Annotated in this window: 22 protein-coding genes; 4 read left to right on the forward strand and 18 right to left on the reverse strand. The window is 63.2% G+C overall.

Annotated features, from left to right (window positions below):
• Nucleotides 1–36 precede the first annotated feature (36 nt).
• Entirely contained in the window at nucleotides 37–441 is a 405-nt protein-coding gene (locus AB8A23_RS20885; protein ID WP_175369088.1) for a (R)-mandelonitrile lyase, read from the reverse strand.
• A 138-nt stretch (nucleotides 442–579) separates the two neighbouring features.
• Nucleotides 580–1,278: a ribonuclease activity regulator RraA gene (locus tag AB8A23_RS20890; protein ID WP_089264363.1), complete on the reverse strand. Its 699-nt coding sequence runs from the start codon at nucleotides 1,276–1,278 to the stop codon at nucleotides 580–582.
• A 252-nt stretch (nucleotides 1,279–1,530) separates the two neighbouring features.
• Here AB8A23_RS20890 and pxpB point away from each other — a divergent pair, with 252 nt between their 5' ends.
• Genes pxpB through AB8A23_RS20905 form a run of 3 tightly spaced genes read left to right on the forward strand, consistent with a single transcriptional unit; the run spans nucleotide 1,531 to nucleotide 4,107 of the window.
• Complete coding sequence (pxpB, locus tag AB8A23_RS20895) at nucleotides 1,531–2,262, forward strand: 5-oxoprolinase subunit PxpB (protein ID WP_439058355.1); 732 nt, start codon at nucleotides 1,531–1,533, stop codon at nucleotides 2,260–2,262.
• Entirely contained in the window at nucleotides 2,259–3,305 is a 1,047-nt protein-coding gene (locus tag AB8A23_RS20900) for a biotin-dependent carboxyltransferase family protein (protein WP_439058354.1), read from the forward strand. The genes pxpB and AB8A23_RS20900 overlap by 4 nt, the downstream gene beginning before the upstream one ends.
• Nucleotides 3,306–3,336: 31 nt before the next feature.
• Entirely contained in the window at nucleotides 3,337–4,107 is a 771-nt protein-coding gene (locus tag AB8A23_RS20905; RefSeq protein WP_439058353.1) for a LamB/YcsF family protein, read from the forward strand.
• Nucleotides 4,108–4,271: 164 nt separating this feature from the next.
• Here AB8A23_RS20905 and AB8A23_RS20910 read toward each other — a convergent pair whose 3' ends face one another.
• The 14 genes from AB8A23_RS20910 to cysD form a co-directional block, all read right to left on the reverse strand.
• On the reverse strand, nucleotides 4,272–5,312 hold the full coding sequence (locus AB8A23_RS20910) for an aliphatic amidase (protein ID WP_439058352.1): 1,041 nt from the start codon (nucleotides 5,310–5,312) through the stop codon (nucleotides 4,272–4,274).
• Between the two features lie 235 nt (nucleotides 5,313–5,547).
• Nucleotides 5,548–6,492 (reverse strand): ABC transporter substrate-binding protein, encoded by a 945-nt coding sequence (locus AB8A23_RS20915; RefSeq protein WP_439058351.1) that lies wholly within the window; start codon nucleotides 6,490–6,492, stop codon nucleotides 5,548–5,550.
• Nucleotides 6,489–7,583 carry an LLM class flavin-dependent oxidoreductase gene (locus AB8A23_RS20920; protein ID WP_439058350.1) on the reverse strand — a complete coding sequence of 365 codons (1,095 nt, stop codon included), beginning with the start codon at nucleotides 7,581–7,583 and terminating at the stop codon, nucleotides 6,489–6,491. Before AB8A23_RS20920 ends, AB8A23_RS20915 begins: the two co-directional genes overlap by 4 nt.
• A 25-nt stretch (nucleotides 7,584–7,608) precedes the next feature.
• A complete protein-coding gene (locus AB8A23_RS20925; RefSeq protein WP_439058349.1) occupies nucleotides 7,609–8,751 on the reverse strand; it encodes an acyl-CoA dehydrogenase family protein in 1,143 nt (380 codons plus the stop codon).
• A 168-nt stretch (nucleotides 8,752–8,919) separates the two neighbouring features.
• A complete protein-coding gene (locus AB8A23_RS20930; RefSeq protein ID WP_439058348.1) occupies nucleotides 8,920–9,726 on the reverse strand; it encodes an ABC transporter ATP-binding protein in 807 nt (268 codons plus the stop codon).
• Nucleotides 9,719–10,585 carry an ABC transporter permease gene (locus AB8A23_RS20935; protein ID WP_439058347.1) on the reverse strand — a complete coding sequence of 289 codons (867 nt, stop codon included), beginning with the start codon at nucleotides 10,583–10,585 and terminating at the stop codon, nucleotides 9,719–9,721. The genes AB8A23_RS20930 and AB8A23_RS20935 overlap by 8 nt, the downstream gene beginning before the upstream one ends.
• 25 nt (nucleotides 10,586–10,610) lie before the next feature.
• Nucleotides 10,611–11,567 carry an ABC transporter substrate-binding protein gene (locus AB8A23_RS20940; protein WP_439058346.1) on the reverse strand — a complete coding sequence of 319 codons (957 nt, stop codon included), beginning with the start codon at nucleotides 11,565–11,567 and terminating at the stop codon, nucleotides 10,611–10,613.
• 116 nt (nucleotides 11,568–11,683) lie between these two features.
• Nucleotides 11,684–12,475 carry an ABC transporter ATP-binding protein gene (locus AB8A23_RS20945; RefSeq protein WP_439058345.1) on the reverse strand — a complete coding sequence of 264 codons (792 nt, stop codon included), beginning with the start codon at nucleotides 12,473–12,475 and terminating at the stop codon, nucleotides 11,684–11,686.
• On the reverse strand, nucleotides 12,469–13,509 hold the full coding sequence (locus AB8A23_RS20950) for an ABC transporter permease (RefSeq protein ID WP_439058344.1): 1,041 nt from the start codon (nucleotides 13,507–13,509) through the stop codon (nucleotides 12,469–12,471). The genes AB8A23_RS20945 and AB8A23_RS20950 overlap by 7 nt, the downstream gene beginning before the upstream one ends.
• Complete coding sequence (locus AB8A23_RS20955) at nucleotides 13,487–14,584, reverse strand: ABC transporter substrate-binding protein (RefSeq protein ID WP_068731688.1); 1,098 nt, start codon at nucleotides 14,582–14,584, stop codon at nucleotides 13,487–13,489. The genes AB8A23_RS20950 and AB8A23_RS20955 overlap by 23 nt, the downstream gene beginning before the upstream one ends.
• Nucleotides 14,585–15,022: 438 nt before the next feature.
• Nucleotides 15,023–16,627, reverse strand: a complete 1,605-nt coding sequence (locus AB8A23_RS20960) for a sulfite reductase subunit alpha (RefSeq protein ID WP_439058343.1) — start codon at nucleotides 16,625–16,627, stop codon at nucleotides 15,023–15,025.
• Nucleotides 16,624–18,411 (reverse strand): NirA family protein, encoded by a 1,788-nt coding sequence (locus tag AB8A23_RS20965; RefSeq protein WP_439058342.1) that lies wholly within the window; start codon nucleotides 18,409–18,411, stop codon nucleotides 16,624–16,626. Before AB8A23_RS20965 ends, AB8A23_RS20960 begins: the two co-directional genes overlap by 4 nt.
• A gap of 475 nt (nucleotides 18,412–18,886) precedes the next feature.
• On the reverse strand, nucleotides 18,887–20,809 hold the full coding sequence (gene cysC, locus AB8A23_RS20970; protein ID WP_439058341.1) for an adenylyl-sulfate kinase: 1,923 nt from the start codon (nucleotides 20,807–20,809) through the stop codon (nucleotides 18,887–18,889).
• Between the two features lie 10 nt (nucleotides 20,810–20,819).
• Nucleotides 20,820–21,659: a sulfate adenylyltransferase subunit CysD gene (cysD, locus tag AB8A23_RS20975; protein ID WP_068731681.1), complete on the reverse strand. Its 840-nt coding sequence runs from the start codon at nucleotides 21,657–21,659 to the stop codon at nucleotides 20,820–20,822.
• A 216-nt stretch (nucleotides 21,660–21,875) separates the two neighbouring features.
• Between cysD and AB8A23_RS20980 the strand changes: the two genes are divergently transcribed.
• A complete protein-coding gene (locus AB8A23_RS20980) occupies nucleotides 21,876–22,577 on the forward strand; it encodes a phosphoadenylyl-sulfate reductase (protein WP_439058340.1) in 702 nt (233 codons plus the stop codon).
• A gap of 8 nt (nucleotides 22,578–22,585) precedes the next feature.
• Here the strand turns inward: AB8A23_RS20980 and AB8A23_RS20985 are convergent, their stop codons facing one another.
• Nucleotides 22,586–23,755 (reverse strand): ABC transporter substrate-binding protein, encoded by a 1,170-nt coding sequence (locus tag AB8A23_RS20985; protein WP_175369143.1) that lies wholly within the window; start codon nucleotides 23,753–23,755, stop codon nucleotides 22,586–22,588.
• Nucleotides 23,755–24,345 carry an ANTAR domain-containing response regulator gene (locus tag AB8A23_RS20990; RefSeq protein WP_089264382.1) on the reverse strand — a complete coding sequence of 197 codons (591 nt, stop codon included), beginning with the start codon at nucleotides 24,343–24,345 and terminating at the stop codon, nucleotides 23,755–23,757. The genes AB8A23_RS20985 and AB8A23_RS20990 overlap by 1 nt, the downstream gene beginning before the upstream one ends.
• Nucleotides 24,346–24,416: the final 71 nt, after the last annotated feature.

The raw sequence follows: 24,416 nt of genomic DNA on the forward strand, positions 1-24,416 counted from the left end.
AGCGCTCGCCCCCGTACCCGGCGATGCCTGGCCGTCCTAGCCGACCGGCTTCGCATATTGTTCGTCGCTGACCTTTTCCATCCAGTCCGCGGTCTTGCCGTCGAGCGCTTCCTGCATGGCGATATGGGTCATGCCGGTGGTCGGCGCCGCGCCGTGCCAGTGTTTTTCGCCCGGTGGAATCCAGACGGTGTCGCCCGGCTTGATCTCGACGACTGGCTGACCTTCGGTCTGGAAGCGCCCGACGCCCGCGATGACATAGAGCGTCTGCCCGAACGGATGCGTGTGCCAGGCGGTGCGCGCGCCAGGCTCGAAGCTGACGCGGAATGTCACCAGCCGCGCCGGCGCTTCCGCGACAATGACCGGATCCTGCCAGACCGTGCCTGTGAAGTATTCCTCTGGCGCCCTTTTGGTCGGGCGCGAACCTGCGGGGAAAAGCTTCATGGCACGGTCTCCAATCTCTGGCCCTCATGGTGAGGAGGCGCGCAGCGCCGTCTCGAACCATGAGGGATGAACACTCCCTCGCCCTTCGAGACGCGGCCAAGCGGCCGCTCCTCAGGATGAGGGTATTGAGTTGGTTGATTACTTCTTCGACGCGGCGTAGCGCGCCTTGGTCTCGGCATTCATCGGATACAGGCCGGGCAGCGTGGCGCCGTTATTCACCTCGTTGACGATCCAGGCTTCCATGCGCTCCTGCTCGGCGCCTTCGGCGAGGATGAGATCGAGGAAGGCCTTCGGGATCACGACAGCGCCGTCCTGGTCGGCGACGATGACGTCGTCCGGGAAGATGGCAACGCCGCCGCAGCCGATCGGTTCACCCCAGCCGACAAAGGTCAGGCCGGCAACCGACGGCGGAGCAGCATAGCCGTCGCACCAGACCGGCAGATTGGTGCCGAGCACGCCCTCGATGTCACGCACCACGCCGTCGGTGATCAGCGCAGCGACGCCGCGCTTCTGCATGCGGGCGCAGAGGATGTCGCCGAAGATGCCGGCGTCGGTGATGCCCATGGCGTCGACCACGGCGATGCAGCCTTCCGGCATCGCTTCGATGGCGGTGCGGGTCGAGATCGGCGACGACCACGATTCCGGGGTCGCGAGATCCTCGCGCGCCGGCACAAAACGCAGCGTAAAGGCCGGACCGACGAGACGGGGCTGACCGGGGCGCAGCGGCTTGGCGCCGCGCAGCCAGACATTGCGCAGGCCCTTCTTCAGGAGAACGGTGGTGATGGTCGCGGTGGTGACCTTCGACAGGGTGGCAATGGCTTCGGGTGTCAGGGACATACGCAGGGCTCTTCAGGTCAGAGGGTGCAGGACATTGGACTTACGGCGGCGCATCTTGCGGTGGAATGCCAGCGCGTCAAGGGCTGGTGCTTCAAAGCGCCATGCAATGTGATGAAACCTCTGCGATCAGTACGGCTTATCGCCAACATGCGTATTAATTTATTGAAGATGCACGGCTATTTTCAGATTGCGAATTCCACTCGCTGGTAAAACGCGCTATGCATGGTCGTCCAATACTGACGTTGTGAGGCCATGGTCGCAGCTCTCTCCCCGCCCCGCATCCTCCCCAGTGGCGATGCTGCCATCACCGTCGAATTCAGCCGCACCATCGACGAGGAAGCCAACCGCCGGGTGCTGGCGCTCGACAAACTCGTCGCGTCGGCCGGCCTTGCTGCCGTCACCGAAACCGTGCCGACCTATCGTTCGCTGCTGGTGCATTACGATCCCTTGCAGATCGGCTTCGATGCGCTGGGCGAGAAACTGACCGAACTGGCGTTGCAGCCGCTACCCGAGGCCAAGGCGGCCCGGCGCTGGCGCATCCCGGTCGCCTATGGCGGCGAAAACGGCATCGATCTCGAAGACGTCGCGAAGGCGCTCAACATCACGCCGGACGAAGTGGTCGCACGCCATGTGGGCGGAGACTACAAGGTGGCGATGATCGGTTTCACGCCGGGCTGGTCCTATCTCAGCGGGCTGCCGAGCTCGATGCAGATGTCACGCCGACAGAATCCCCGGCTGCTGACGCCGCCCGGAACGATCTCCATCGGTGGCATCCAGACCGGCGTGCAATGCCTTGCCGGCCCCAGCGGTTGGCATCTGCTCGGACGGACCGCCGTGCGCACCTATCAGCTCGGCCGCGATCCCATCTTCCTGCTTGAACCCGGCGACGCCATCACCTTCGCCGCCGTCGACGAGAAGACCTTTGCCGAACAGGACCGCGCGGCCGATGCCGGCGCATTCGTCGCGGAGCTGATCGCGTCATGAGCAAGCTCATCGTTACTTCCGTGAGCCCCGGCTCCTCAGTGCAGGATGTCGGCCGGTTCGGCGCACAGCGCTATGGCCTGGTGCCATCGGGCGCCGTCGATCGACTGGCGATGGCCGCCGCCAATGCCCTACTCGGCAACACGCTGTTCGCCGCCACCATTGAACTCGGCCCGCTCAATTCAGTCTTCACCGCCAAAGGCGGCGCCGTGCGTGTGTCGCTGACCGGCGCGACACGGCCGGCCGATATCGCGGGCACCCCCTTCAACGTCAATACATCCGTCACGCTGGCCGATGGCGAGAGCCTCAATCTCGGCGTCGCCCGCGCCGGCACCTTCGGCTATCTCGCCATCGAAGGCGGCGTACGCGGCGAGCCGATGTTCGGCAGCCTGGCCGTGAACGCCCGCGCCGGTCTCGGCAGTCCCTATCCGCGCCCGCTGCAGGCCGGTGACGAATTGCTGGTGGCGGCTGCAAGCAGCGCCAACGAGAAGCGCATCGATTTGCCTGCGCCGGCCGAAGGTCCGATCCGCGTGGTGCTTGGACCGCAGGACGATGAATTCGGTGACGCCAAAGAGCTGTTCCTCAGCAGCGACTGGAAGATCTCCGCGACCAGCGACCGCATGGGCTATCGCCTCGAAGGCCCCGTCATCAAACATCTGCACGGCCACAACATCGTTTCCGACGGCACCGTGAACGGCTCGATCCAGGTACCCGGCAACGGCCAGCCCATCGTGCTGATGCCCGACCGTGGCACATCAGGCGGCTATCCGAAAATCGCGACCGTGATCTCGACGGATCTCGGCCGGTTCGGCCAGACCCAGCCGGGCCGCGCTTTCCGCTTCAAGGCCATCACCATGGCCGAGGCGCAGGCGGAATACCGCGCCTTCGCCGAACTGCTGCAGAGCCTGCCCGGCCGTGTCCATGATTCCAACATCCTGATGCTGGACATCAAGGCGCTGCTATCGGCCAATGTCGCTGGCACCGCAGTCAGCGCGATCGACGTCGAGACGTGGCAGGCGCCGCAGCCGGCAGACGCGCAAGACTGATTTCGAACCCTATTTACGAAAGAGCACGACCATGGCGACCATCGATCTGAACTGCGACCTCGGCGAAAGCTTCGGCATGTGGGAGATGGGCAACGACGCCGCCATGATCGACCTCGCGTCCTCGGTGAACATCGCCTGCGGTTATCACGCGGGCGACGCCGACGTGATGCGCAAGACGGTACAGCTCGCGAAGGCGCGCAACGTCAAGATCGGCGCCCATCCGGGCTATCGCGACCTGCACGGTTTCGGCCGCCGACCTATCGTCGGTCTCACCGCGCTGGAGATCGAGAACCTGATCGCGTACCAGATCGGCGCCTTGCAGGCGATCGCCGCCATGGAAGGCTACAAGGTCACCCATGTGAAAGCCCATGGCGCGATCTCCAACGTCGCCTGCGAGGACGACATGACCGCCCGCGCCATCGCCGCCGGCATCAAAGCCGTCGACAGCAATCTGACCTTCGTGGTGCTGGCGAATTCCAAGCTCGTGACCGCAGGCGAAGCCGCCGGACTCCCGTTGGCACATGAAGTGTTCGCCGACCGCGCCTATGAGGACAACGGCAATCTCGTCTCGCGCAAGAAGCCCGGCGCGGTGTTACATGATCCGGTGATGGTTGCTGATCGTGTGGTGAAGATGGCACAGACCGGGGAAGTCATCTCGATCACTGGCAAGGTGATCAAGATGAAGATGGACACCGTGTGCATTCACGGCGACACGCCGGGAGCCGTCGAACTTGGACGCCATGTACGAGATGGGCTGAAGGCGGCGGGGATCGATGTGGCGCCGTTCAAGACGGCGCTTTGAAACTAACTGTCATTCCGGGGCGCGTGCGTCTTCGCACGCGAACCCGGAATCCCGAAATGTTCATCACCTCTAAAATTACGGGGCCGAACAGTGGGGACTCATCTTGAGATTCCGGGTTCGCATGCGCAAAGATGCGCACGCGCCCCGGAATGACAGTGAATTCATCACCGATCGTTCAACATCCCCTCATGTGGCAGTCCCTCGATCGGGCATTCCTCGACACCGACCGTCGGCCGCGTGAAGGCCTCGACATTCTCGCGCGCCTTGTCGGGATTGTTGACCCAGTTTGCATAGAAATCGAACGGACACGCCGCGACGCCCTTGTTGCTTTCGCCGGAGTTGATCGTGCCGGTGTAGCCGCGATGCAGCAGCTTGAAGAGATGGTTCTCCGACTGCCCGGTGCGGCGCGCGTCGCGGATCAATGATTTCGACAGTGCCGCATATTGAATGCCGTAATCCTCTTCGCCGCATTCGCCGAGGGTGCGGCCATCGAAACCGATGATGGCGGAGTGGCCGAAATACGAATAAACGCCGTCGAAGCCTGAGGCGTTGGCAACGGCGACATAGGTGTTGTTGGCCCAGGCCATCGCCTTGGCCATCAGCACCTGCTGATCCTTGGCGGGATACATGTAGCCCTGGCAGCGCACGATCAGTTCGGCGCCCTTCATGGCGCAGTCGCGCCAGATTTCGGGATAGTTGCCGTCATCGCAGATGATCAGCGAAATCTTCAGGCCCTTCGGCCCCTCGGAGACATAAGTGCAATTGCCGGGATACCAGCCTTCGATGGGCACCCATGGCATGATCTTGCGATATTTCTGAACGATCTCGCCCTTGTCGTTCATCAGGATCAGCGTGTTGTATGGCGCCTTGTGCGGATGCTGCTCGTGCCGCTCGCCGGTCAGCGAGAACACGCCCCAGACCTTGGCCTTGCGGCAGGCCTCCGCGAAAATCTCGGTTTCCTCGCCGGGTACGATCGAGGCGGTCTCGTACATTTCCTTGGAGTCGTACATGATGCCCTGGGTCGAATATTCCGGGAACACCACCAGATCCATGCCGGGCAGACCGACCTTCATGCCGACGATCATGTCGGCGATCTTCTGCGCATTGGCCAACACCTCGGCCTTCGTGTGAAGCCGCGGCATCTTGTAATTCACGACGGCGACGCCGACCGCGTCCTTGCTGGATGAAATATCGCCGTGATGCATCTGCGCTGGTCTCCGTTGCCGGGCGATGGTGGGCCGACGGAGGGAGACCGGGAATACGTGGATTTACGGATGTGGGTGGTGCGGCAATCTCCGCCTGTCGTCCCCGCGAAGGCGGGGACCCATAGACACCACTGCCGCGATCGGAACACTGCGGAGAATGCCAGCTTAAGCTACGGACTCGGAGGCTATGGGTCCCCGCCTTCGCGGGGACGACGGTCGAGAGTGCAGAGGGATGCTACAACCCCGCACCCTTCCCGATGGCATCGTTGAACGACCGATCCACAATCGCATTGGCATCGAGCTTCTGCTTGATCAGTCCGCTGCGCAGATAGAGATCGATGGTCTTCTGCTCATCCGCGGCGACGCGATCGTCGATCGGTGCGATGCGGATTTTTGCGCGTGTCAGCCAGTTCAGCGGCACCGACGGCGCCACGTTCATCAGCTTGCCCCAGGTCTGCGCGTAAGCATCCGCGTTCTTCAGCGCCCAGGCGCGGGCTGCGGTGAGGCGGCGGAGATAGTCCTCGAGCTCGGCATGCTTGTCGCGGATCGCATTCGGCGTCGCCACGACAAAGCTCAGCCCCGATGTCAGGCCCTCGGCATTCAGCAGGACGCGCGACTGGAACAGCACCTCTTCCTGGCTCACATAAGGCTCCCAGGTCGACCACGCATCGACTGAGCCGCGGGTATAAGCGACCTTGGCGTCCGACGGAGCGAGGAACACGATCTGCACATCGCTCGCCGTCCAGCCCTTCTTCTCCAGCGCGGCGAGAATGAGCTGATGCCCGATCGAGCCGCGGCCGGTGGCGATCTTCTTGCCCTTCAGATCGTCGAAGCTCTTGATCGTCGAGTCCTTCGGCACCAGCACGGCGAGACCATCGCCGGTCTGCCGGATCGCACCGATTGCCTTGACCGGCACATTGGCCGCTGCGGCAAAGGTGAAGGGCGCATCGCCGACCAGCCCGCTATCGAGTGCACCGGCGCCGAGCGCCTCCAGCAGCGGCGCTGCCGCGGCAAATTCCTTCCACTCGATCTTGTAGGGCACATCCTTGAGCACGCCGGATGCTTCCATCACGGCGCGCGCATTGCCCTTCTGGTCGCCAACGATCAGCGTGGTCTCGGCACGTGCCGAGGCTGTGAAAGCCGCGAGGATCAGGCCGGCGGCGAGGACAAGCCGTTTCATGCTGCGACAACTCCTTTGGCGGCGTCACGCGCCGCAATCAGTTCGCGGGTGCGCGGGATCAGTTCGCGGCCGTAATCGATGGCGTCGATCAGGGGATCGAAGCCGCGGATCAGGAAATGGCTGACGCCGAGATCGTAATAGTCGGCGAACACCTCGGCGACCTGCTCGGGCGTGCCGACCAGCGCAGTGGTGTTGCTGTTGGCGCCGGTGAGCGCCGCCATCTCGGTCCACAGCCGCTTGTCGATGCGGGTACCCTGCTCGGCCAGCGCCAGCAGGCGCTTCGCGCCCGCGGTAGCGTGGCCATCGGCCGGCTTGCGATAGCCGGTCTTGTCCTGCAGCGCGGTGGCGCGGGCGAGAATGTCATCGGCCTTGGCCCAGGCTTTCTCCTCGGTGTCGGCAATGATCGGGCGCACCGACAGGCTGAAGCGCGGTGCCGGGCGGCCATACTTCGCCGCAGCGGCACGCACGCGGCCGGTGACGTCGCGCACCTGCGCATAGGATTCACCCCACAGCGCGAAGGTGTCGGCATGCTTGCCCGACACGTCGATGGCCGCATCCGACGCGCCGCCGACGAACACGTGGATCGGCACGGTCGGCTTCACCTGCGAGAAACCACCCTCAACCTGATAGTATTTGCCGGCATAGTCGAATGGTTTCTCGCTCGTCCATTCCTGCTTGATGATATCGAGCCATTCGCTGGTGCGCGCGTAGCGCTCGTCCTTGTCGTCGAGCGCATTGCCGTCCTGCCGTAGCTCCTTGGCATTGCCGCCGGTGATGACATGCAGCGAGACGCGGCCATGGTGGAAATTCTCGATGGTGGCAAGTTGACGCGCCAGTACCGTCGGTGCGGTGAAGCCCGGACGCTGCGCGATCATCACCTTCAGCTTCTTGGTGACGCCGAGCGCATGCTGGGCGACCTGCAGGCCGTCCGGCGAGGTCGAATGGAAGGCGAGCAGCGCGCGGTCGAAGCCGGCGAGCTCATGCGCCTTCGCGACGGTCTCGATATAGCTGGGATCGAGCACCGGGCCGGAGCGCACGCGGGTCTCGGATGCGTCGTTGTTGGTGATGAAGCCGATGAATTCGACGGACATGGGTCTCTCCACTTCCTGCTGTTGTTCAGATGCCGAGCGCGATGCGTCCGGCGGAAATCTTGGTGCTGTCGTCCTGCGGCGTGTGCACGCGGCCACACAGCACGTCGCGATAATGCCGCTCCAGCGGATTGGCGCGGGTCAGTCCGTGATTGCTGGTCAGCGACAGCGCATCCTCGACGACGGCGACGGCATTGTTGGTGACGGTCAGTTTGAGGATATTCGCCTCGACCGGCGTCAGCGTAACACCGTCATCGATGTCCCGTGCGAAAGTGTCGAGCAGGCGCGCATTAACCGCGAGCTTCACCTCGATACCGCCGGCAATCTCCTGCGCTCGCGGCAGCGTCGCCAGCGGCGCGCCGAGGCTCGATGGCGTGCGGGTCTTGAGAAAGTCGATCAGCCAGTCGCGAGCAGCGCGTGCAACGCCGTCATAGACGGCGCCCACCAGCACAGCCTGGATGGTCGCCTGCGACACATCCGGCGCACCCCAATCACTGGGACGGCGCAGATCCACTTCATGGTCGAGCGGAATGAGCACGTCGTCGAACACGACGTCATGGCTGCCGCTGGCGCGCAGACCGAGATGATCCCAGGTCTCGACGATCTCTGTGCCTGGCAGCCCAGCCGGCACAAGGAAGATGCCAACGCGCACATCCGGCTCGTCTGTCTTCGCCCATACAGTGTACCATTTGAGGATCGGCGCACCGGTCGAATAGATCTTGCGGCCGGTCATGCGCCAGCCTTCGGCCGTGCGCTTCGCGGTGGTTTGAGGCAGACCGCCCCGCGATGGCGATCCCTGGTCGGGCTCGACGCGCAACGCGTTGATCAGCCCCAGACCATTCACGGCGTCCCGCGACACCCGCTGCGCCAGATGCGCAGGCCAGTTGCCATTCCGCGTGATGACCAGATGGTGGATATAGTGCATCGCCAATACAAGCGCGGTCGCGGCATCGGCCTTGCCAACCGCGTTTACGACGCGCGCGGCCTCGCGCACCCCGGCGCCCGCGCCGCCCAGGGCCTTTGGCACCGGCAGCGCCAGAAGGCTCGCCTCGGACAGTTCCTGAAAATTCTCGAATGGAAAACTTGCCGCACGATCATGCGATGGCGCACGTTCCGCAAAGCCCGGAACGAGCAAATTAACTCTGTCGATAATGCTGGGAACCGCGTCCATATCGTAGTGCTTTCGGCTTCTCTAACCCTAGAGAATGCCGTTCGGCAGGCGTTACAAGCGGTACCCGGAAATAACGACAGCGGGACTGATGGGCCTCAGACCCACAGGTGAAAATTCTCCCCGATGACCTCAGGCGAGAATTTTATTCGCGCGATTTTGAAGCCCGATTCAGGAATCTGCCGCCTTGGCCCGACTGCCGGCGATATGGCTCGTGAGCTTCTGCGTCACCTCGCGCCGCAACGCGTTGAACTCCGGCGATGCGACGTCACGCGGGCGCGGAAGGTCGACCTCGATCTCGCAATCGATCCGGCCCGGCCCCGCCGACATCACGATGACGCGATCCGCCAGCATCACGGATTCCTCGACCGAATGGGTCACGAAAATCACCGTGAGGCCGGTGGTGCGCCAGATCTCGACGAGTTCCTCTTGCAGCTTGCTGCGGGTCAACGCATCCAGCGCGCCGAACGGCTCATCCATCAGCAGCACGTCGGTGTCGTTGCTCAGCACCCGCGCGATAGCAACGCGCTGTTTCATGCCGCCGGAGAGCTGGTGCGGATAGCGATCGGCGAAGGCGGTCAATCCGACCATGGCCATGAACTTGTCGGTGAGTTCGTCCACGACCTTGCTCGCGACACGGCGATGTTTGGGACCGAAGCCGATATTGTCGCGCACCGTGAGCCATGGAAACAATGCATAGTCCTGGAACACCATGCCGCGATCCGGGCCCGGCTTGTCGACCGAAAAGCCGTACATGGTCACCGAGCCCTGAGAAGCTTTCTCGAAACCGGCGACGATGCGCAGCAATGTGGATTTGCCGCAACCGGACGCGCCGAGCAGGCAAACGAACTCGCCTTTGCGGATGGTGAGATTGACACCGCGCAACGCCTCGACCGGACCGTTGGAGGCCTGATAGACTTTCCCGACGTCGCTGACCTCGAGGATATCAGGCGCAATTGTGGTTGGTCGATCAAGCATGATGCTGCGGGCTCCACCGGAGGAAGTAGTTGCTGAGCATCAGCAGGATGCGATCCGACACGAAGCCGGTGATGCCGATGATGATCATGCCGGTGATCACGAGATCGGTGCGCGACAGTGTGCGGCCATCCATGATGACAGCGCCGAGCCCTTCGGGCACGCCGGTCATCTCGCCGACCACGATCAGTATCCAAGCGAAACCGGCACCGAGACGAAGGCCGTTGAAGATGCTCGGCAACGCTGCCGGTAAGACGACGGAGCGGAACTGCTGCGCGCCGCTGCAGCCGAGCATTTCCGCAGCCTCGAACAGCCTGATATCGACGGATCGCACCCCGAACACGGTGTTGAGCAGGATCGGGAAGAACGCGCCGAGGAACACCAGGAAGATCGCCGCGCGCGGACCTAGCCCGAAGAAGATCATCGACAGCGGCAGCCATGCCGTGACCGGGATCGGCCGCAGCAGCGACAGCGTGGGATCGAGCAGCTTGCGCAGCAGCGGCATCCGCCCGATCATCAGGCCGAGCGGAATGCCGACCGCCGCCGCACAGAGAAAGCCGCCATAGACGCGCTGCACGCTCTTCCAGAAATGGATCGGCAGGCTGGCGCTGTAAGCGTCGTCATAGATTCCGCCGAAAGCGAAATCCCACATCATCACGGCGACGCCATAGGGCGACGGCACCAGTCGCGTGCCGGTCCAGCGCACCATGACGTCCCAGACCACCATCAGGCAAACCGGCACGATCAGCGCGAGCGCAACTGCGCGCGCCCGCTGCACGCCCTGTCCGCGCTTCCCGGCCGCAGGCACCGGCGGGGTCTCCGCTGCCGGCGCAAGCTGTACGCTGTTGGACGTATCGTCCATCGTGCTTTGCAGACTCACAACGCGCTCACGTGGCCGCTAGCGCCTTCACGAAGCTCGCATCGATGAAGGTTTTATAGTCCGGCAACTGCCGGATCTGCTTCTTGGACAGCATCTGGCCGCCGTAATATTCCGCCTGCTTCATGAACTGGTCGTCGATATTCCAGGTTAGCTCTACATTCGGCGCGGCCTTCTCGATCGACGGCTTCTGCTGGCCGAGCTTCTGCATGGCGATGGCGATAAAGGCCTCGCGGTCTTTCATGGCATATTCGCTGGCCAGGCGGTGGGTCTTGAGCAGCGCCTTGATCAGTTCCGGATCTTTCTCGATCAGTTCGCGGCGCGTGGCCAGCACCATGTTCAGCGAACCGGTCGGCGTCGTATAGGGATATTCGACGATCTGACCGACGCCATTGGCGAGGCTGATGCCAGGCCCGGGCTCGGCGCCCACATAGGCGTCGATGTCGCCGCGGGCGAGCGCCGGCGCCATGTCACTGAACGACAGACGGACGGACTCGACGTCCTTCACCGTCATGCCTTCGGCGGAGAGACGATCGAGGATCACGACTTCCTGGGTCGAGCCCGGCAGGATGGCGACTTTCTTGCCCTTCAGGTCCTTGATCGTATTGATCCCGGAATCCTTCTTGGCGACGACCGCCATGCCACGATTGCAGGCAGACGCGATCACCACGATCGGCTCGCCATTGGCGCCGCCGAGCGTCGCCGCGGCAAAACCGAAGATGCCAAAATCGACAGTGCCCGTCACGACGGCGTTCTTGCCGTCGGTCGGGGTTTCGAACGGGATCACCTCGAACTTGACGCCATCAGGCGCAAATTTGTCGTAGAAATACGGCGTGACGCCGTGAATGAGCTTCAGCGTTCCGATCTTGACCACGCGGTCGGCGGCAAACGCCTTGATGCTGGTCGTGGACAGCGCCGCGGCAATGGCCGTCAGGCGGATGAAATCACGTCGGTTGGTGCTGTACATGTCGTTCCCTTGGGCTGAACCGTGTGCCAGCCCAAAAGGAATGCAATAACCATGCCTCGTATACAGCTATCGGTGGAGCGTGCCCTCGCCCGCAACGGACCATATTCGGGACGAGCTCACCACGTCGCGTCCAGCCCGAGCAGTTCCAGGATCTGCCGTCGCAGCTCGGCCAGATGCGGATCGCCGCGATGGCGCGGATAGGGCCGGTCGACCGTGATATCCGCCGTTACCCGCGCGGGGCGATCACTAAACACGATGACGCGATTGGCGAGAAACAATGCCTCCTCCACGTCATGGGTCACCAGCAGCGCTGTGAAGCCGTTGCGCTGCCACAGCGACACCAGTTCGGCCTGCATGGTGATGCGTGTCAGCGAATCCAGTTTGCCGAGCGGCTCATCCAGTACGAGGATGCGCGGATCATTGACCAGCGCGCGCGCCAGCGCGACACGCTGTGCCATGCCGCCCGAGAGCTGATGCGGATAGGCCTTCTTGAATGCGCCGAGACCGACGAGATCGATGGCTGCATCGACGCGGTCACGCTGCGTCTTGAGTACGCCCTGCGCTTCCAGCCCGAGCGCGATATTGTCCCACACCGTTCGCCAAGGAAACAGCGTCGGGTCCTGAAACACGACAACGCGGGATGGATACGGGCCGCTGATGGCGACGCCATCCTCTTCCAGCGTGCCGGCACGCGGCGGCTCGAGACCCGCCACCAATCGCAGCAGCGTGGACTTGCCGCAGCCGGACGGGCCGAGTAGCGCGACAAACTCGCCGGGCGCGACGGATATGCTGACGTCGTCGAGCACCGGCAACACGCTGCCATCGATATCGAAGGCGTGGCTGACGCCCTTGATGTCAAGCGACGCGCCGGTCACTGCGGGCTGAAACGGTTTTGCCAGCGCTACCATTTGACGACACCCTTCTGCCAAACCAGCAGCCGGTCGCGCACCTTGAACAACAGCGTGATCGCACCCGAGCAGAGCAGCGACATCACGATCAGTGCCGCATACATGTTGTTGTAGGACGCCCAGCCCTGCGCCCATTGCAGATAGAAGCCGAGGCCCGCCTTCACGCCGATCATCTCGGCGACCACGAGCACGGCGAAGGATGCGCCGAGCCCCATGAACAGGCCGACGAACACATGCGGCAATGCTGCGGGGATTGCGACCTTGGTCACCAGGAAAGACGGTTTTGCGCCAAGCGTTCGCGCGACATCGTAATAGGCGGTGCTGACGCTGGCCACGCCCGACCAGGTCAGCACCGTCACCGGAAAGGCTGTGGCAAGCGCGATCAGAAACGTGCTGGCGCTCCAGGCCGACGGGAACGTGAAGAACGCAATCGGCAGCCAGGCCGTCGCCGGCAACGGTCCAATGAAGCGCAGGATTGGATGCACCCAGTAGCCCGCGAGCCGTGACCAGCCGATGGAGACCCCGGTGAGGAAGCCTACGACCGCGCCGATGAAGTAGCCGCCAAGCTGCAGCTTCACCGAGGCGAAGGCGCTGTCCAGCAGTTTCGGCAGGTCGTCGGTATAGACCTCGACGATCGACTGCGGCGGCGGAAAGAATGGTAGCGGCAGCCAGCCGAATTTCGCCGTTGCAAGCTCCCACAGCGTCAGGAACGCTCCCAAGGCAAACAGCCAGGGCGCGCGCCGCTGCACGCCATCGCCGAATTTGCCGAGCGCTGCCTGCGCCGTGGTCGCAATCGCGATGCCGCCAGCAATCGCGAATGCCGTATAGGCTACAGCCTCGGTGCGTGGCCAGTCGCCGATATCTGGCCATCGCAGGCACGACAGGCCGAAAGCCAGCCACGCAAGCCCTGCCCCGATCCCCGTGATGCTGAAACGAAGCTTGCTGACGAACTGAAGTCCGCCATCGCCAGCAATGAGAGCGGTCTCGCGGTCACCGCCAAGCGGTGCGATCTCAGACGCGGAATACGTCGGCATAGATGCGCTCCGCGAATTTGGTGGTGTCGGTCGACGGCTTGAACACGGAAACCGTCTTGAGATCGTCGGCGTAGGATTTCAGCTCGCGCTTCAGCGCATCGCCCACGGGGTGATGATGATGGGTGTGATACTTCACCATGCCCAGCAGATCCTCGATGGTCGCGTTCTTCGGCGCATAGGGCTGGAACGACTTCGCAGCCTTCTCCGGATTCTGCGATGCGAACATCGCAGCATCGAGCAGCGCCTGCGTCAGGCCGCGTGCGACCAGAGGATCATCACGCAGCAGGCTGCCACGCACGCCGACGATGCAGCAACTGATATCCTTGTAGGGGCCATCGAGATTGGAGCCGACTTCCTTCAGCTCGCCGTCCTTGAGCCAGAGATAGGCCAGCGGATCGGAGGCGAGCCCGATCTGTGCTTCGCCCTTCTCCACGGCGAGCCGCACCAGGTTGCCGGGATATTGCCGCCACTCGACGTCCTTGTCCGGATTAAGTCCGGCTTTCGCGAGCTGGATCGAGAAGAAGTTCTTGTCGGGGCCGGCCATATCGCCGACAGCGATGGTCTTGCCCTTGAAATCCGCAACGCTCTTCACTTCCGACTTCGCCGGCGCCAGCGCGCGCAGGCAGCCGCCATGGGTGCCGGCGACGATCTTGACGTCGAAGCCCTGCTCCAGCGGCTTCAGCCAGCGCAGCGCCATACCCAGGCCCGCATCGGATTTTCCAGTGGCAATGGCTTCGAGCAATTGATCCGTCGAACCGCTGTAATTGACCAGCTCAACGTCAAGGTTCTGCTTCTGGAAGAAGCCATGATCGATGGCGACCGGCAGCGGCGCAAGGCAGACCGCGCCGGCATTCCAGGAGAGCTTCAATTTACGCGGTGCACCGGTGAGCGCGGGCGCCTCCGATGCGGTCCTACAGATTGGAAATTCGGAAAAATCGATGGGTGACGCCTGCCGGAACGGGAACGCCTGCGCGCCCCATACGCCGAGTGGCGCGGCCAATGCAGCTGCTGCGCCGCCGCGCAACAGCGACCGGCGATCCATCAGCGGCTTGCGGTTGTGATCATCGTTCGACATCTGGTCTCCTTGCGATCGGCACAGCGCTGCCCATGGCCGCAACTCATGGTGTTGCGGCTCGCGCTGATGCGATGGTCAATGTGTTGAGTGGAAGCTCAGCCGTGAGAGTCCGCCGACTCCCGCCCCTGTGATTTCAATGGTACGAGGATGCGCAGCGCGGCGGCTTCGGTCAATAAAATGGAATTTTGAATGTCGCGCAGGATGGAGAGATTATCTCCAATGAGAGCAGCGCCGGGAGAGAACGCAATTTATCGCTGAGGAAGCGTTCTACTGATGACGCAGTTGAAGCAAAACAGTTCTCTCGCAAACGCGCGCTCCCCTCATGGTGAGGAGGCGCGAAGCGCCGTCTCGAACCATGAGATGCCGGCGCTCCGAGTCTGCGGCCATCCTTCGAGACGCCCGCTAACGGCGGGCTCCTCAGGATGAGGGCTTGAGATATCAATATACGTCGAGCTGAAACCGCCCCTTCTTCTTCAGATCGCTGACAAACATTACTGCCTCGTCGGTCGAACGCGCGCCATGCTGGGCGGCGATATCGACCAGTGCCCGCTCCACATCCTTGGCCATGCGCTTGGCATCGCCGCAGACATAGACATGGGCGCCTTCGGCGAGCCAGGTCCAGACGTCGCGGCCGACCTCGCGCATGCGATCCTGCACGTAGAACTTCTCGCCCGCGTCGCGCGACCAGGCCAGCGACAACCGTGTGAGGAAGCCTTCGGTCTTCATGCCATTGAGTTCGTCAGCATAGAAGAAATCCGAAGCGCTGCGCTGGTGACCGAAGAACAGCCAGTTCTTGCCCGGCGCCTTCGTGGCCTTGCGATCGTGCAGGAACGCCCTGAACGGCGCGATTCCGGTGCCCGGCCCCACCATGATGATCGGGGTCTCCGGATTTTCCGGCAGCGCGAAACCGTGCGCCTTCTGGACATAGACCTTGAGCTCGTCGCCGGGCTGAATGCGATCGGCGAGGAAGCTCGAGGCCAGACCATGGCGCTTACGCTTGCCGACCATGTAACGAACGATATCGACGGTGAGCGACAGCCGGCCCGGCGTCGCATTGTGCGACGACGAGATTGAGTAGAGCCGCGGCTGCAGCGGTTCCAGCGCTTCGATGAAAGCTTCCGGATGCGGACGCACGCCGGAGAATTTCTGCAGCGCAGCCATCACGTCGAGCGTCGCGGCATCACCATCGGGGTCCTCGCCCTGGGCCAGTGCGCGTGCCTTGGCGCGCTGCGCTCCGCCGGTGAGATAGGACATCAGCTCGAACAGCGAGTCCGGTGCCGGGGCCAGCGAGACGTCGTATTGCAGCACTTCACGCAGCGTCTTGCCACGCACCTCCGTCGTATGCGACGCTCCGAGCAGAGCGATGATCTGGTCGACGTGACCGAGATCGTTCGACGCAAAGATGCCGAAACTGTCGCCGACGACGTAATCGAGGCCACAGCCCGATAGATCGAAATCGATATGCCAGGTCTCTTTCTCGGAGCCTTTGCCATTGAGCAGGCGGCGGCCAAGAAACACGGCGGGTGCGGGATTGTCGCGCGAGCGGCCGAGCGTCGACGGATCCGGCACAGCAACTTCGGCCGGCTCCGCAGCAGTCGTCGCTGCTGCCGCGGGCGCAGCACCGGCCGGTGCCTTGTCGAGCTCTTCATAGAGCGACTTCAGCATCCGCGCGGTTTCCTTGCCGCCCGGCACGCACAGGTTCAGCCGCGCCTCGGCTTTCGAGGCAATCGCGTCGGAATAGTCGTTGCAGTTATAGCCGCACTGGCCGCAGTCCTGCTGCGCCATCGCCGCCATCATCTTGCGACGAACCGGCTTGCCTTCGGCGAGCTTCATGCGATCGGCGATCGGCATGGTCTGGTCATGCCACGGCGCGCCGTCGTCTTCCTCCATGATCGCGGCGCCCTGCTCGGCAGAGAGCGGCGTCGCCGGCGCATCGGACAGCAGGCCGGCGAAGAAGCCGTTCAGCCAGGAGCGTTGCGCTTCCGAGAACGGCGCAGACGCAGGAATGATCTCGAGTTTGGGCGGCGGCGTCATCTGGTTCATGCGGACACCTGTTCATCAGCGAGCTTACGCAACGAAGCCGCGTCGTGACGGCGCGAGAAAGTGAGGAACGTCTCGTCCGGCGACGCGCGGTGGGCGAGATAGGCTTTCAGCAGCCGCTCGACGACGACAGGCGCGTCCTCAGACTTCACGTTCTGATAGACCTCCTGCCCGACATCGGCCTGCGGGCCGAAGCCGCCGCCGGTGAAGATATGGAAGCCATCCACGGTGTCGTCGCTATCGTCCAGCGCCACGCGCGCGCCGATCATGCCGATGTCGCTGATGTAATGCTGCGCGCAGGAATGATGGCAGCCGGTGAGATGGATGTTGATCGGCGTATCGACCTCGACGCGCGTATCGCACCATTCGGCGATGTTCGTTGCCGTGCGTTTGGTATCCGCATTGCCGAACTTGCAACCGGCGCGACCGGTACAGGCGATCAGGCCGGCGCGGATCTCGGTGGTCTTGATGGCAAGGCCAAGGGCTTCGATGGCCGCAGTCGCCAGCGCGACATTCGCGTCTTTCACACCAGGAATGAGCAGGTTCTGCCACACCGTGAGGCGGATATCGCCGTCGCCGAGATCGGCCGCAATCTTCGAAAGCCCCCGCATCTGATCGGTCGTCACCTTGCCCAGCGGCAACACGACGCCGATCCAGTTCAACCCGTCCTGCTTCTGTCTGTGCACTCCGATATGCGCCGTGCGGTCGAATTCCGGCCGCGGCATCAGCGCCTCTGCAGAAATGCGCGTGAATGGCTGGCCGAGCTTCTCTTCAACGAGGGTCAGGAACTTCTCCATGCCCATGCCGTCGATCACATACTTCAACCGCGCTTTAAGCCGGTTGGTGCGGTCGCCGAGATCGATGAAGACGCGCACGATGGCGTCGGAGACCTTGGTGGCGTCCTCCGGTCGCACGATGATGCCGGTATCGGTGGCGAAATCCTTGTGGCCGGTGATGCCGCCGATGCCGAGCTTGAACCAGACGCCGGGCGCGGCGCCGAAACCATCCTTCACTTCGACTGCCTGGAAGGCGATGTCGTTGGTGTCCTCAAGCACGGCGATCTTGCCGGCGCCGTCGAAGGCAACGTTGAACTTGCGCGGCAGGCCGGTGAGCGTGCGGTCATTGAGGATGTGATAGTGCCACTCGCGCGCATAGGGGCGCGTGTCCAGCAGTTCCTGCGGATCGATGCCCGCGGTCGGCGTGCCCGTGACGTTGCGGATGTTGTCGGCCCCGGAGCCGCGTGAGCACAGACCGAGATCCTGGATACCCTCGATCAGTTTCACCGCATTTTTCGGCGGAATCTCGCGCACCTGCAGATTGGCGCGCGTGGTCACATGCGAGAACGGACCGCACAACTCATCACTGAGATCGGCAAGACCCGCAAGCTGCCAGTGCTTCATGATGCCGTTCGGGATCCGAAGCCGGCACATATAGGAGTCCTGCGTTGGACCGACATAGAAGATGCCGTAATAGCGCCAGCGGAAATTGTCGGCCGGCGATGGCCGCGCATCGATGGCGGCCTGATCGCGTAGCCGCGGATAGGCGTCGAAGGGATGTTCCTCGCGCTTCCATTTCTCCTGCTCGACCAGCTTCTTGCCTGACGCAATCGTGCGATCCTGCGCCCTGATATGCGGCGCATCTGGTCCGGTCGGCTCCGCATTGGCCTTGGCTGACGCGCCGCCGCCGAGGCCCTTGCCGACGCGGCTGATCTGCAGCCCGGTCGAAAAGCCTTCAAGGTAGCGCTTCTGTTCGTCAGTAAAGTCGATGGAGAGCGTTTCAATTTTCATGCGGGACGAAGCTCCTGCGGGCCACAGCGTGGCTTCAACGGGGATAAGGATTGCGGACCGCACAGGCTCAGGTCAGCGCGTCGCGCCGGCTTGAATTCTGGAAGCGATCCGATCAGCCTCGTTGCTGCGGAAATCCATCTGAACTGGCCGGCGGGCATCAGCGAACGCCGGTTGACTAGAGACATTCAAGTCTCGTGCCAGATCGTCCTCGGAGGAAAAACGTCAAGAAATCAGGGGATTGAGGTCGAGATCGGGCCGAACCCGGCCGTTCGGTGCCAGCGTTTGTGCACCGCACGCTCAATAATTAGACGGTGGGAACGTCAATGGCAGTTATCGTTGCGAAGGCCCCGCGCGACGAAGCGATCCAGCCTGGGCTCGTGGCCATTCGGATTGCCGCCTCGCCAAGAGGAAAGCTGGCGAACCAGCTTTCCTTGACCTCATCATGAGATGCAAGAGTGAGCGCGGGCCTAAGCCGTTAGACCGCCTCGAACACCGCCAGATCAGCGGCTCCGTCGTCCAGCACTTGCGTCTGCCGCAGCATGTCCTCGATGCCATCTATCGCGCGCCCCACATCGACCGTCGACGTGTCGATCCGCAGCTCGACCGTCTCCGGCGCCTGATAGTCGTTGGCGATACCGGTGAAGCCCGGCAGGTCGCCGGCGCGGGCCTTGGCGTAATGCCCCTTGGGATCGCGCTGCTCGCAGATCTCTGCCGGAGTCGCGACATAGATCTCGCGAAATGCGGTATCGACCGCGCTGCGGGCCTCGGCGCGGTCGCCGCGCGAGGGCGACACAGCCGCGACGATGGCGATATGACCGTTGCGGGCGAGATGGCCGGCCATCTCCGCCAGTCGCCGGACATTCTCGCTGCGATCGGCGGCGGAGAAGCCGAGGTCGCGGTTGAGTCCGGCGCGCAGCGTGTCGCCGTCGAGCAGGATCGGCGAGCCGCCTTTGGCGAACAGCCGGTGCTCCAGCGCCCGCGCCAGCGTCGACTTGCCGGATCCCGGCAATCCCGTGAACCACACAACTGCGCCTTGATGGCGATAGCGCGCTGAACGTTCCTCAGGCCGCAGTGCCGACTGCACCGGCACGATGTCCGACGACGCCGCGCGTTGGGCAGCATCAAAGGAGAGCACGAGACCGCCACCGGCGATCCGGCCACCGACCTCGATCACGAGACGTCCGGTGCGCGGATTGTCGACATAGCGATCGGCGGCGACCGGTTGCGACAGTGCGATCTCGATTTCACCGACGTGATTGCGGGCGATCTGTTTGGTCTCGACACTGGCCAGTTCGCCGGGATCAATCGCCTTTTCGATCGCGACCACACGGCCGCGCACTTCGCGCACGCCGAGCCGCACCAGGATCGACGATCCCGCTGTCAGCGGCTGATCGTGCAGCCAGAAGATCCGCGCCCGCAGTCGTCGTGTATCCGATGGCACCGCGCCCACATGCGCGATCACGTCGCCGCGCTCGACGAACAGTTCGCGGTCGAGCGTGATACCGACGGATCGCCCTGCCCCGTGCTCGCCTTCCAGCGGCGTCGCCGACCAGCGCTCCACGCTCTTGATCTTTGCTCGTTTGCCGGCGGGCATGATCACCACGTCGTCGCCGACAGCCAGATGCCCGGCCTCGATACGCCCGGCCACGATGCGCCGGTCGTCGAATTTGTAGATCGCCTGTACCGGCAGCCGCAGCGGCAATTCATCAAGCGCGAGTGCCGGCTTCAGCGCATCGAGCGCCCCCACGACGGTCGGCCCGCGATACCAGCCGATACGGTCGGTATGGGTGGCGACGCCATCGCCATCCCGCGCCGAAATCGGAATCACCGCAGCAGGCGTGACGCCGAGTTCGATGAGATGCGCCGAAATTTCGTCGCTGATCGCCTGAAAGCGCTCGGCGCTGAAATCGACGCGGTCCATCTTGTTGACGACAACGGCAACCTGCTTCACGCCCAGGAGATGCAGCAGATAGGCATGGCGCCGGGTCTGATCGCGAACGCCTTCCAGCGCATCGACGATCAGCACGGCGCCATCGGCCTGCGATGCACCGGTGATCATGTTACGCAGAAACTCGGCGTGGCCGGGCGCATCGATCAGAATGACGTCACGCAATTTGGTGCGGAAGCGAATCTGCGTGGTATCGATGGTGATGCCCTGGTCACGCTCGGTCTGCAGCGCATCGAGCAGGAATGACCATTCGAACGGCATGCCGCGCCGGGCGCTCACCGCTTTCAGCATCTCCAGCTTGCCATCCGGCAGGCCGCCGGTCTCGTGCAGCAGGCGACCGACCAGCGTCGACTTGCCATGATCCACATGGCCGACGATGACAATGCGCAGTTGCGGGCGCGTGGTGCCGTTGGGCATTCCGAGCGAAGTCGGATTGACGGGTTTGGTCATGGCATCACCTCTACAGATAGCCGGCGACGCGCAGTCGCTCGAAGGCGTCTTCGGTCTCATGATCGAGTGCGCGGCCGGCGCGCTCGGGAATCGTGGTGCCGTCGAGCTCGACCAGGATTTCGGCAATCGTGCTGGCGGTGGATGCGACGGGATTGGTGATGTCGGCATCGCCCAGCGAGCGGTAGCGCTTGCCGTCTTTGGCCAGATAGAGCGGGATGATCGGGATGTTTTCGCGCGCCGTGTAGGCCCAGATGTCGGCTTCGGTCCAATGCAGGATCGGATGAATGCGCAGATGCGCACCGGGCGGCGGCGAGGCGTTGAACTGGTCCCAGAATTCCGGTGGCTGGTCGCGCACGTCCCATCCGCCCTCGACACCGCGCGGCGAGAACACCCGCTCCTTGGCGCGGGTCGCCTCTTCGTCCCGCCGAATACCAGCGATCAATCCGTCGAAGCCGTGCTTCGCCAACGCGAGTTTGAGGCCTTCGGTCTTGCGCGCTGCGGAGCGCGCCGCTGGCGGCAGTGTCGGATCGACACTATCGATCGACGGGCAATATTCGACGGTGAGGTCGAGTCCCCACTCCTTCGAATAATGATCGCGAAAGGCGTACATCTCCGGAAACTTCTTGCCGGTATCGACATGCAGCGCGGGGAACGGCACGTGGCCGAAGAACGCCTTGCGCGCCAGCCAGATCATGACGTTGGAGTCCTTGCCGAGCGACCACAGCAAGGCCAGCTTCTTCAGCCGGGCGAAGCCCTCGCGCAGGATGTAGATGCTCTGCGCTTCCAGTTGATCGAGGTGGTCCATCGATACCACGTCCGATCGGACGCGTTCGAGATTGGTCGACGTCATACGCCTTCTCCAGGTCCTCAAAACCGCCGTGAGATTCGCCGTTGCTCACGAAGCGGATACGCTCGGAGAAAGTGCATCTCTGGAACTCGATTTATGGGGTCAAAAAATCTAAACTGCGCTTCTCAAATAGAAAGAATATTTTTCTATTAAGTGGCGACAAACAACTGATATATAGAATCTTATTCCAGTCAAGCTGGATGTGTTGAGGAGTTCGAGATGTTGTCGCCCGGAGCCGTCGTAAGTGCTGTCCAATACGATCAAGCGCTGCAATCCGCCTCGCCCGCCGAGGTGATTGCTGCGGCACTTGATGTCGTCGGCCGCGATAGACTCGCGCTGGTATCGTCGTTTGGCACGGAGTCTGCGGCGTTGCTGAAGGTGATGGCCGATGTCGATCCCGCCATCCCCGTGCTGTTTCTCGACACCGGCTGGATGTTCGAGGAGACACTCGCCTATCGCGACCAATTGATCCTGACGCTGGGCCTGCGCGACGTGCGAACGATCCGCCCCGCAGTAGATGCGCTTGCCGCTCACGACAGCGATGGGGATTTGTGGTCGTCCGATCCCGACACCTGCTGCCGGATCCGGAAGGTCGAGCCGCTGGCGCAGGCGCTGACGCCGTTCAGCGCCTGGATCAACGGCCGCAAACGATTTCAGGGCGCATCGCGCGCCGTCATTCCCGTCGTCGAGGATGATGGTTCAAAATTGAAATTCAATCCATTCGCCAACGTCACGCCGGACGAGATCGGGCTGATCTATGCGTCGGCGAAGCTGCCGCCGCATCCGCTCATAGCCTCAGGCTTTGCGTCGGTCGGCTGCATGCCCTGCACGTCCCGCACCGCGCCTGGCGAGGACCCCCGCGCCGGCCGCTGGCGCGGCCGCGCCAAAACGGAATGCGGCATCCACACATCGGCGAACTGACGCCGCCGCTACGACTTCATATGCGCGATCTCGAACGCAGCGAGATGGGCAGCGATGTTGCTCGGATCGAATGGCGGTCCAGCGAAGGCGCCAACCGCGTCGGGCACATCAGTCAGAGCGCTCCCGGTGATACCGAGCGCGGCATCGTAGAGGTCGGGGCGGAACACACCCTGTGCGATCTTCAGCGCCTCGGGGCTGATCGCGGCCTGTCCCCAGCGCACCATCTGGGCATAGAGCCAGGCGGCCTGAACCGGATCGGGACGCCCGGCTCCTTCGCGGCCGACCAGCAGATAGCGCCCGCTCTCGCGCATGGTGCCATCCGGTGAAATCTTCAGCCGGCCATCCAGCGTCCGCAGCAGGACCTCCGGCGAGACGCCGATATATTGGGGCTTGGCGAGAATCGCGGCAATCTCATTGCGGTTCTCCGGGGCCTCGATGAAGGCAGCCGCGCTCACATGCGCCCGCGTGAGCGCCGCCACGGTGTCCGGGTTCTTCTCCGCCCAGCTCTGCCTCATCGCCAGCACCTTTTCGGCAGCGCGCAGCAGGATGTCGGAGACGAAATGCAGGATATGGCCGACGCCGAGATCGACCGCGACAGAATTCCAGGGCGCGCCGACACAGAACGCATCGACGTGACCGTTGGCGAGGCTGTCGACCATGTAAGGCGGCGGCAACACCACGAGGCGGACGTCCTCGTCAGGATCGACGCCGCCAGCCGCCATCCAGAAACGGAGCTGGTAATTGTGCGTCGAGAACGGAAACGTCATGCCGAAGGTCAGGGGATCGGCGCCGGCACGGGCACGGGCGACGACCACGCGGCGCAGCGCCTGCGCGGTGGCCATGGGATCGGTCGGGTCACCGTCGAGTTCCGACATCAGCGCTGCATGCAGCGCCGGCGAGACGGTAATGGCATTGCCGTTGATGCCGAGATTGAACGACGCCACGATCGGCACTTTCACATGCCCGAGCCCGAGGCTGGACGCGATGGCAACGGGCGCCAGCAGATGCGCCGCTTCGAACAAGCCGATATTCAGCTTGTCGCGGACATTCGACCACGACACTTCCCGGACCAATTCGACGTTCAGCCCCTCGGCCTTCGTGAACCCCTTGTCGACCGCGACAATCAGGGCGGCAGCGTCGGCCAGCGGGATGAAGCCGATGCGAAGCGGGTGGTCGATCATTTCAGCAACTCCGCTGCGGTGATGATCGACTGCGCGATCTCGCCGATTTTCTTCTTTTCACGCATCGCCGTGGATCGCAGCAATACGTAAGCCTCTTCTTCATTGAGGCCCTTGAGCTTCATCACGATGCCCTTGGCGCGGTCGATGATCTTGCGCTCCTCCAGCGCCGACTTGGTGCGCTCGAGCTCGTCCTGCAGTTTGGAGAAGGCGTTGAAACGGGAGATGCAGAGATCGAGGATCGGCTTGATCCGCTCCTTCTTCAGCCCGTCCACGATGTATGACGATACCCCCGCCTCGACCGACGCCCGCGCCGACTCGGCGTCGCTCTGATCGACGAACATGGCGACCGGCCGGCGCACCGCGCGGGACACCTGGAACATTTGTTCCAGCACGTCGCGGCTGGGGTTTTCGAGGTCGATGACGATGACGTCAGGGTCCAGGGCGTAGATCCGGGCCAGCAGGTTATGCATCTCCCGGATATGCTGGACGTCCACATAGCCAGCCTCCCGCAGCCCCTCCTCAAGGATCGCGGCCCGGATCGGGCTTTCGTCGACGATAACGATTTTGGGCGACTGGTCGGCAGGCATCGGGCACTCACATGGATGCAGCATACCCATAGCACGCCCGCGCACGGCTTAAAGCCTTGTAATTATGGGCA

The sequence above is a fragment of the Tardiphaga sp. 619_E2_N8_4 genome (genome assembly GCF_051810905.1).
GTDB classification, from domain to species: domain Bacteria; phylum Pseudomonadota; class Alphaproteobacteria; order Rhizobiales; family Xanthobacteraceae; genus Tardiphaga; species Tardiphaga robiniae.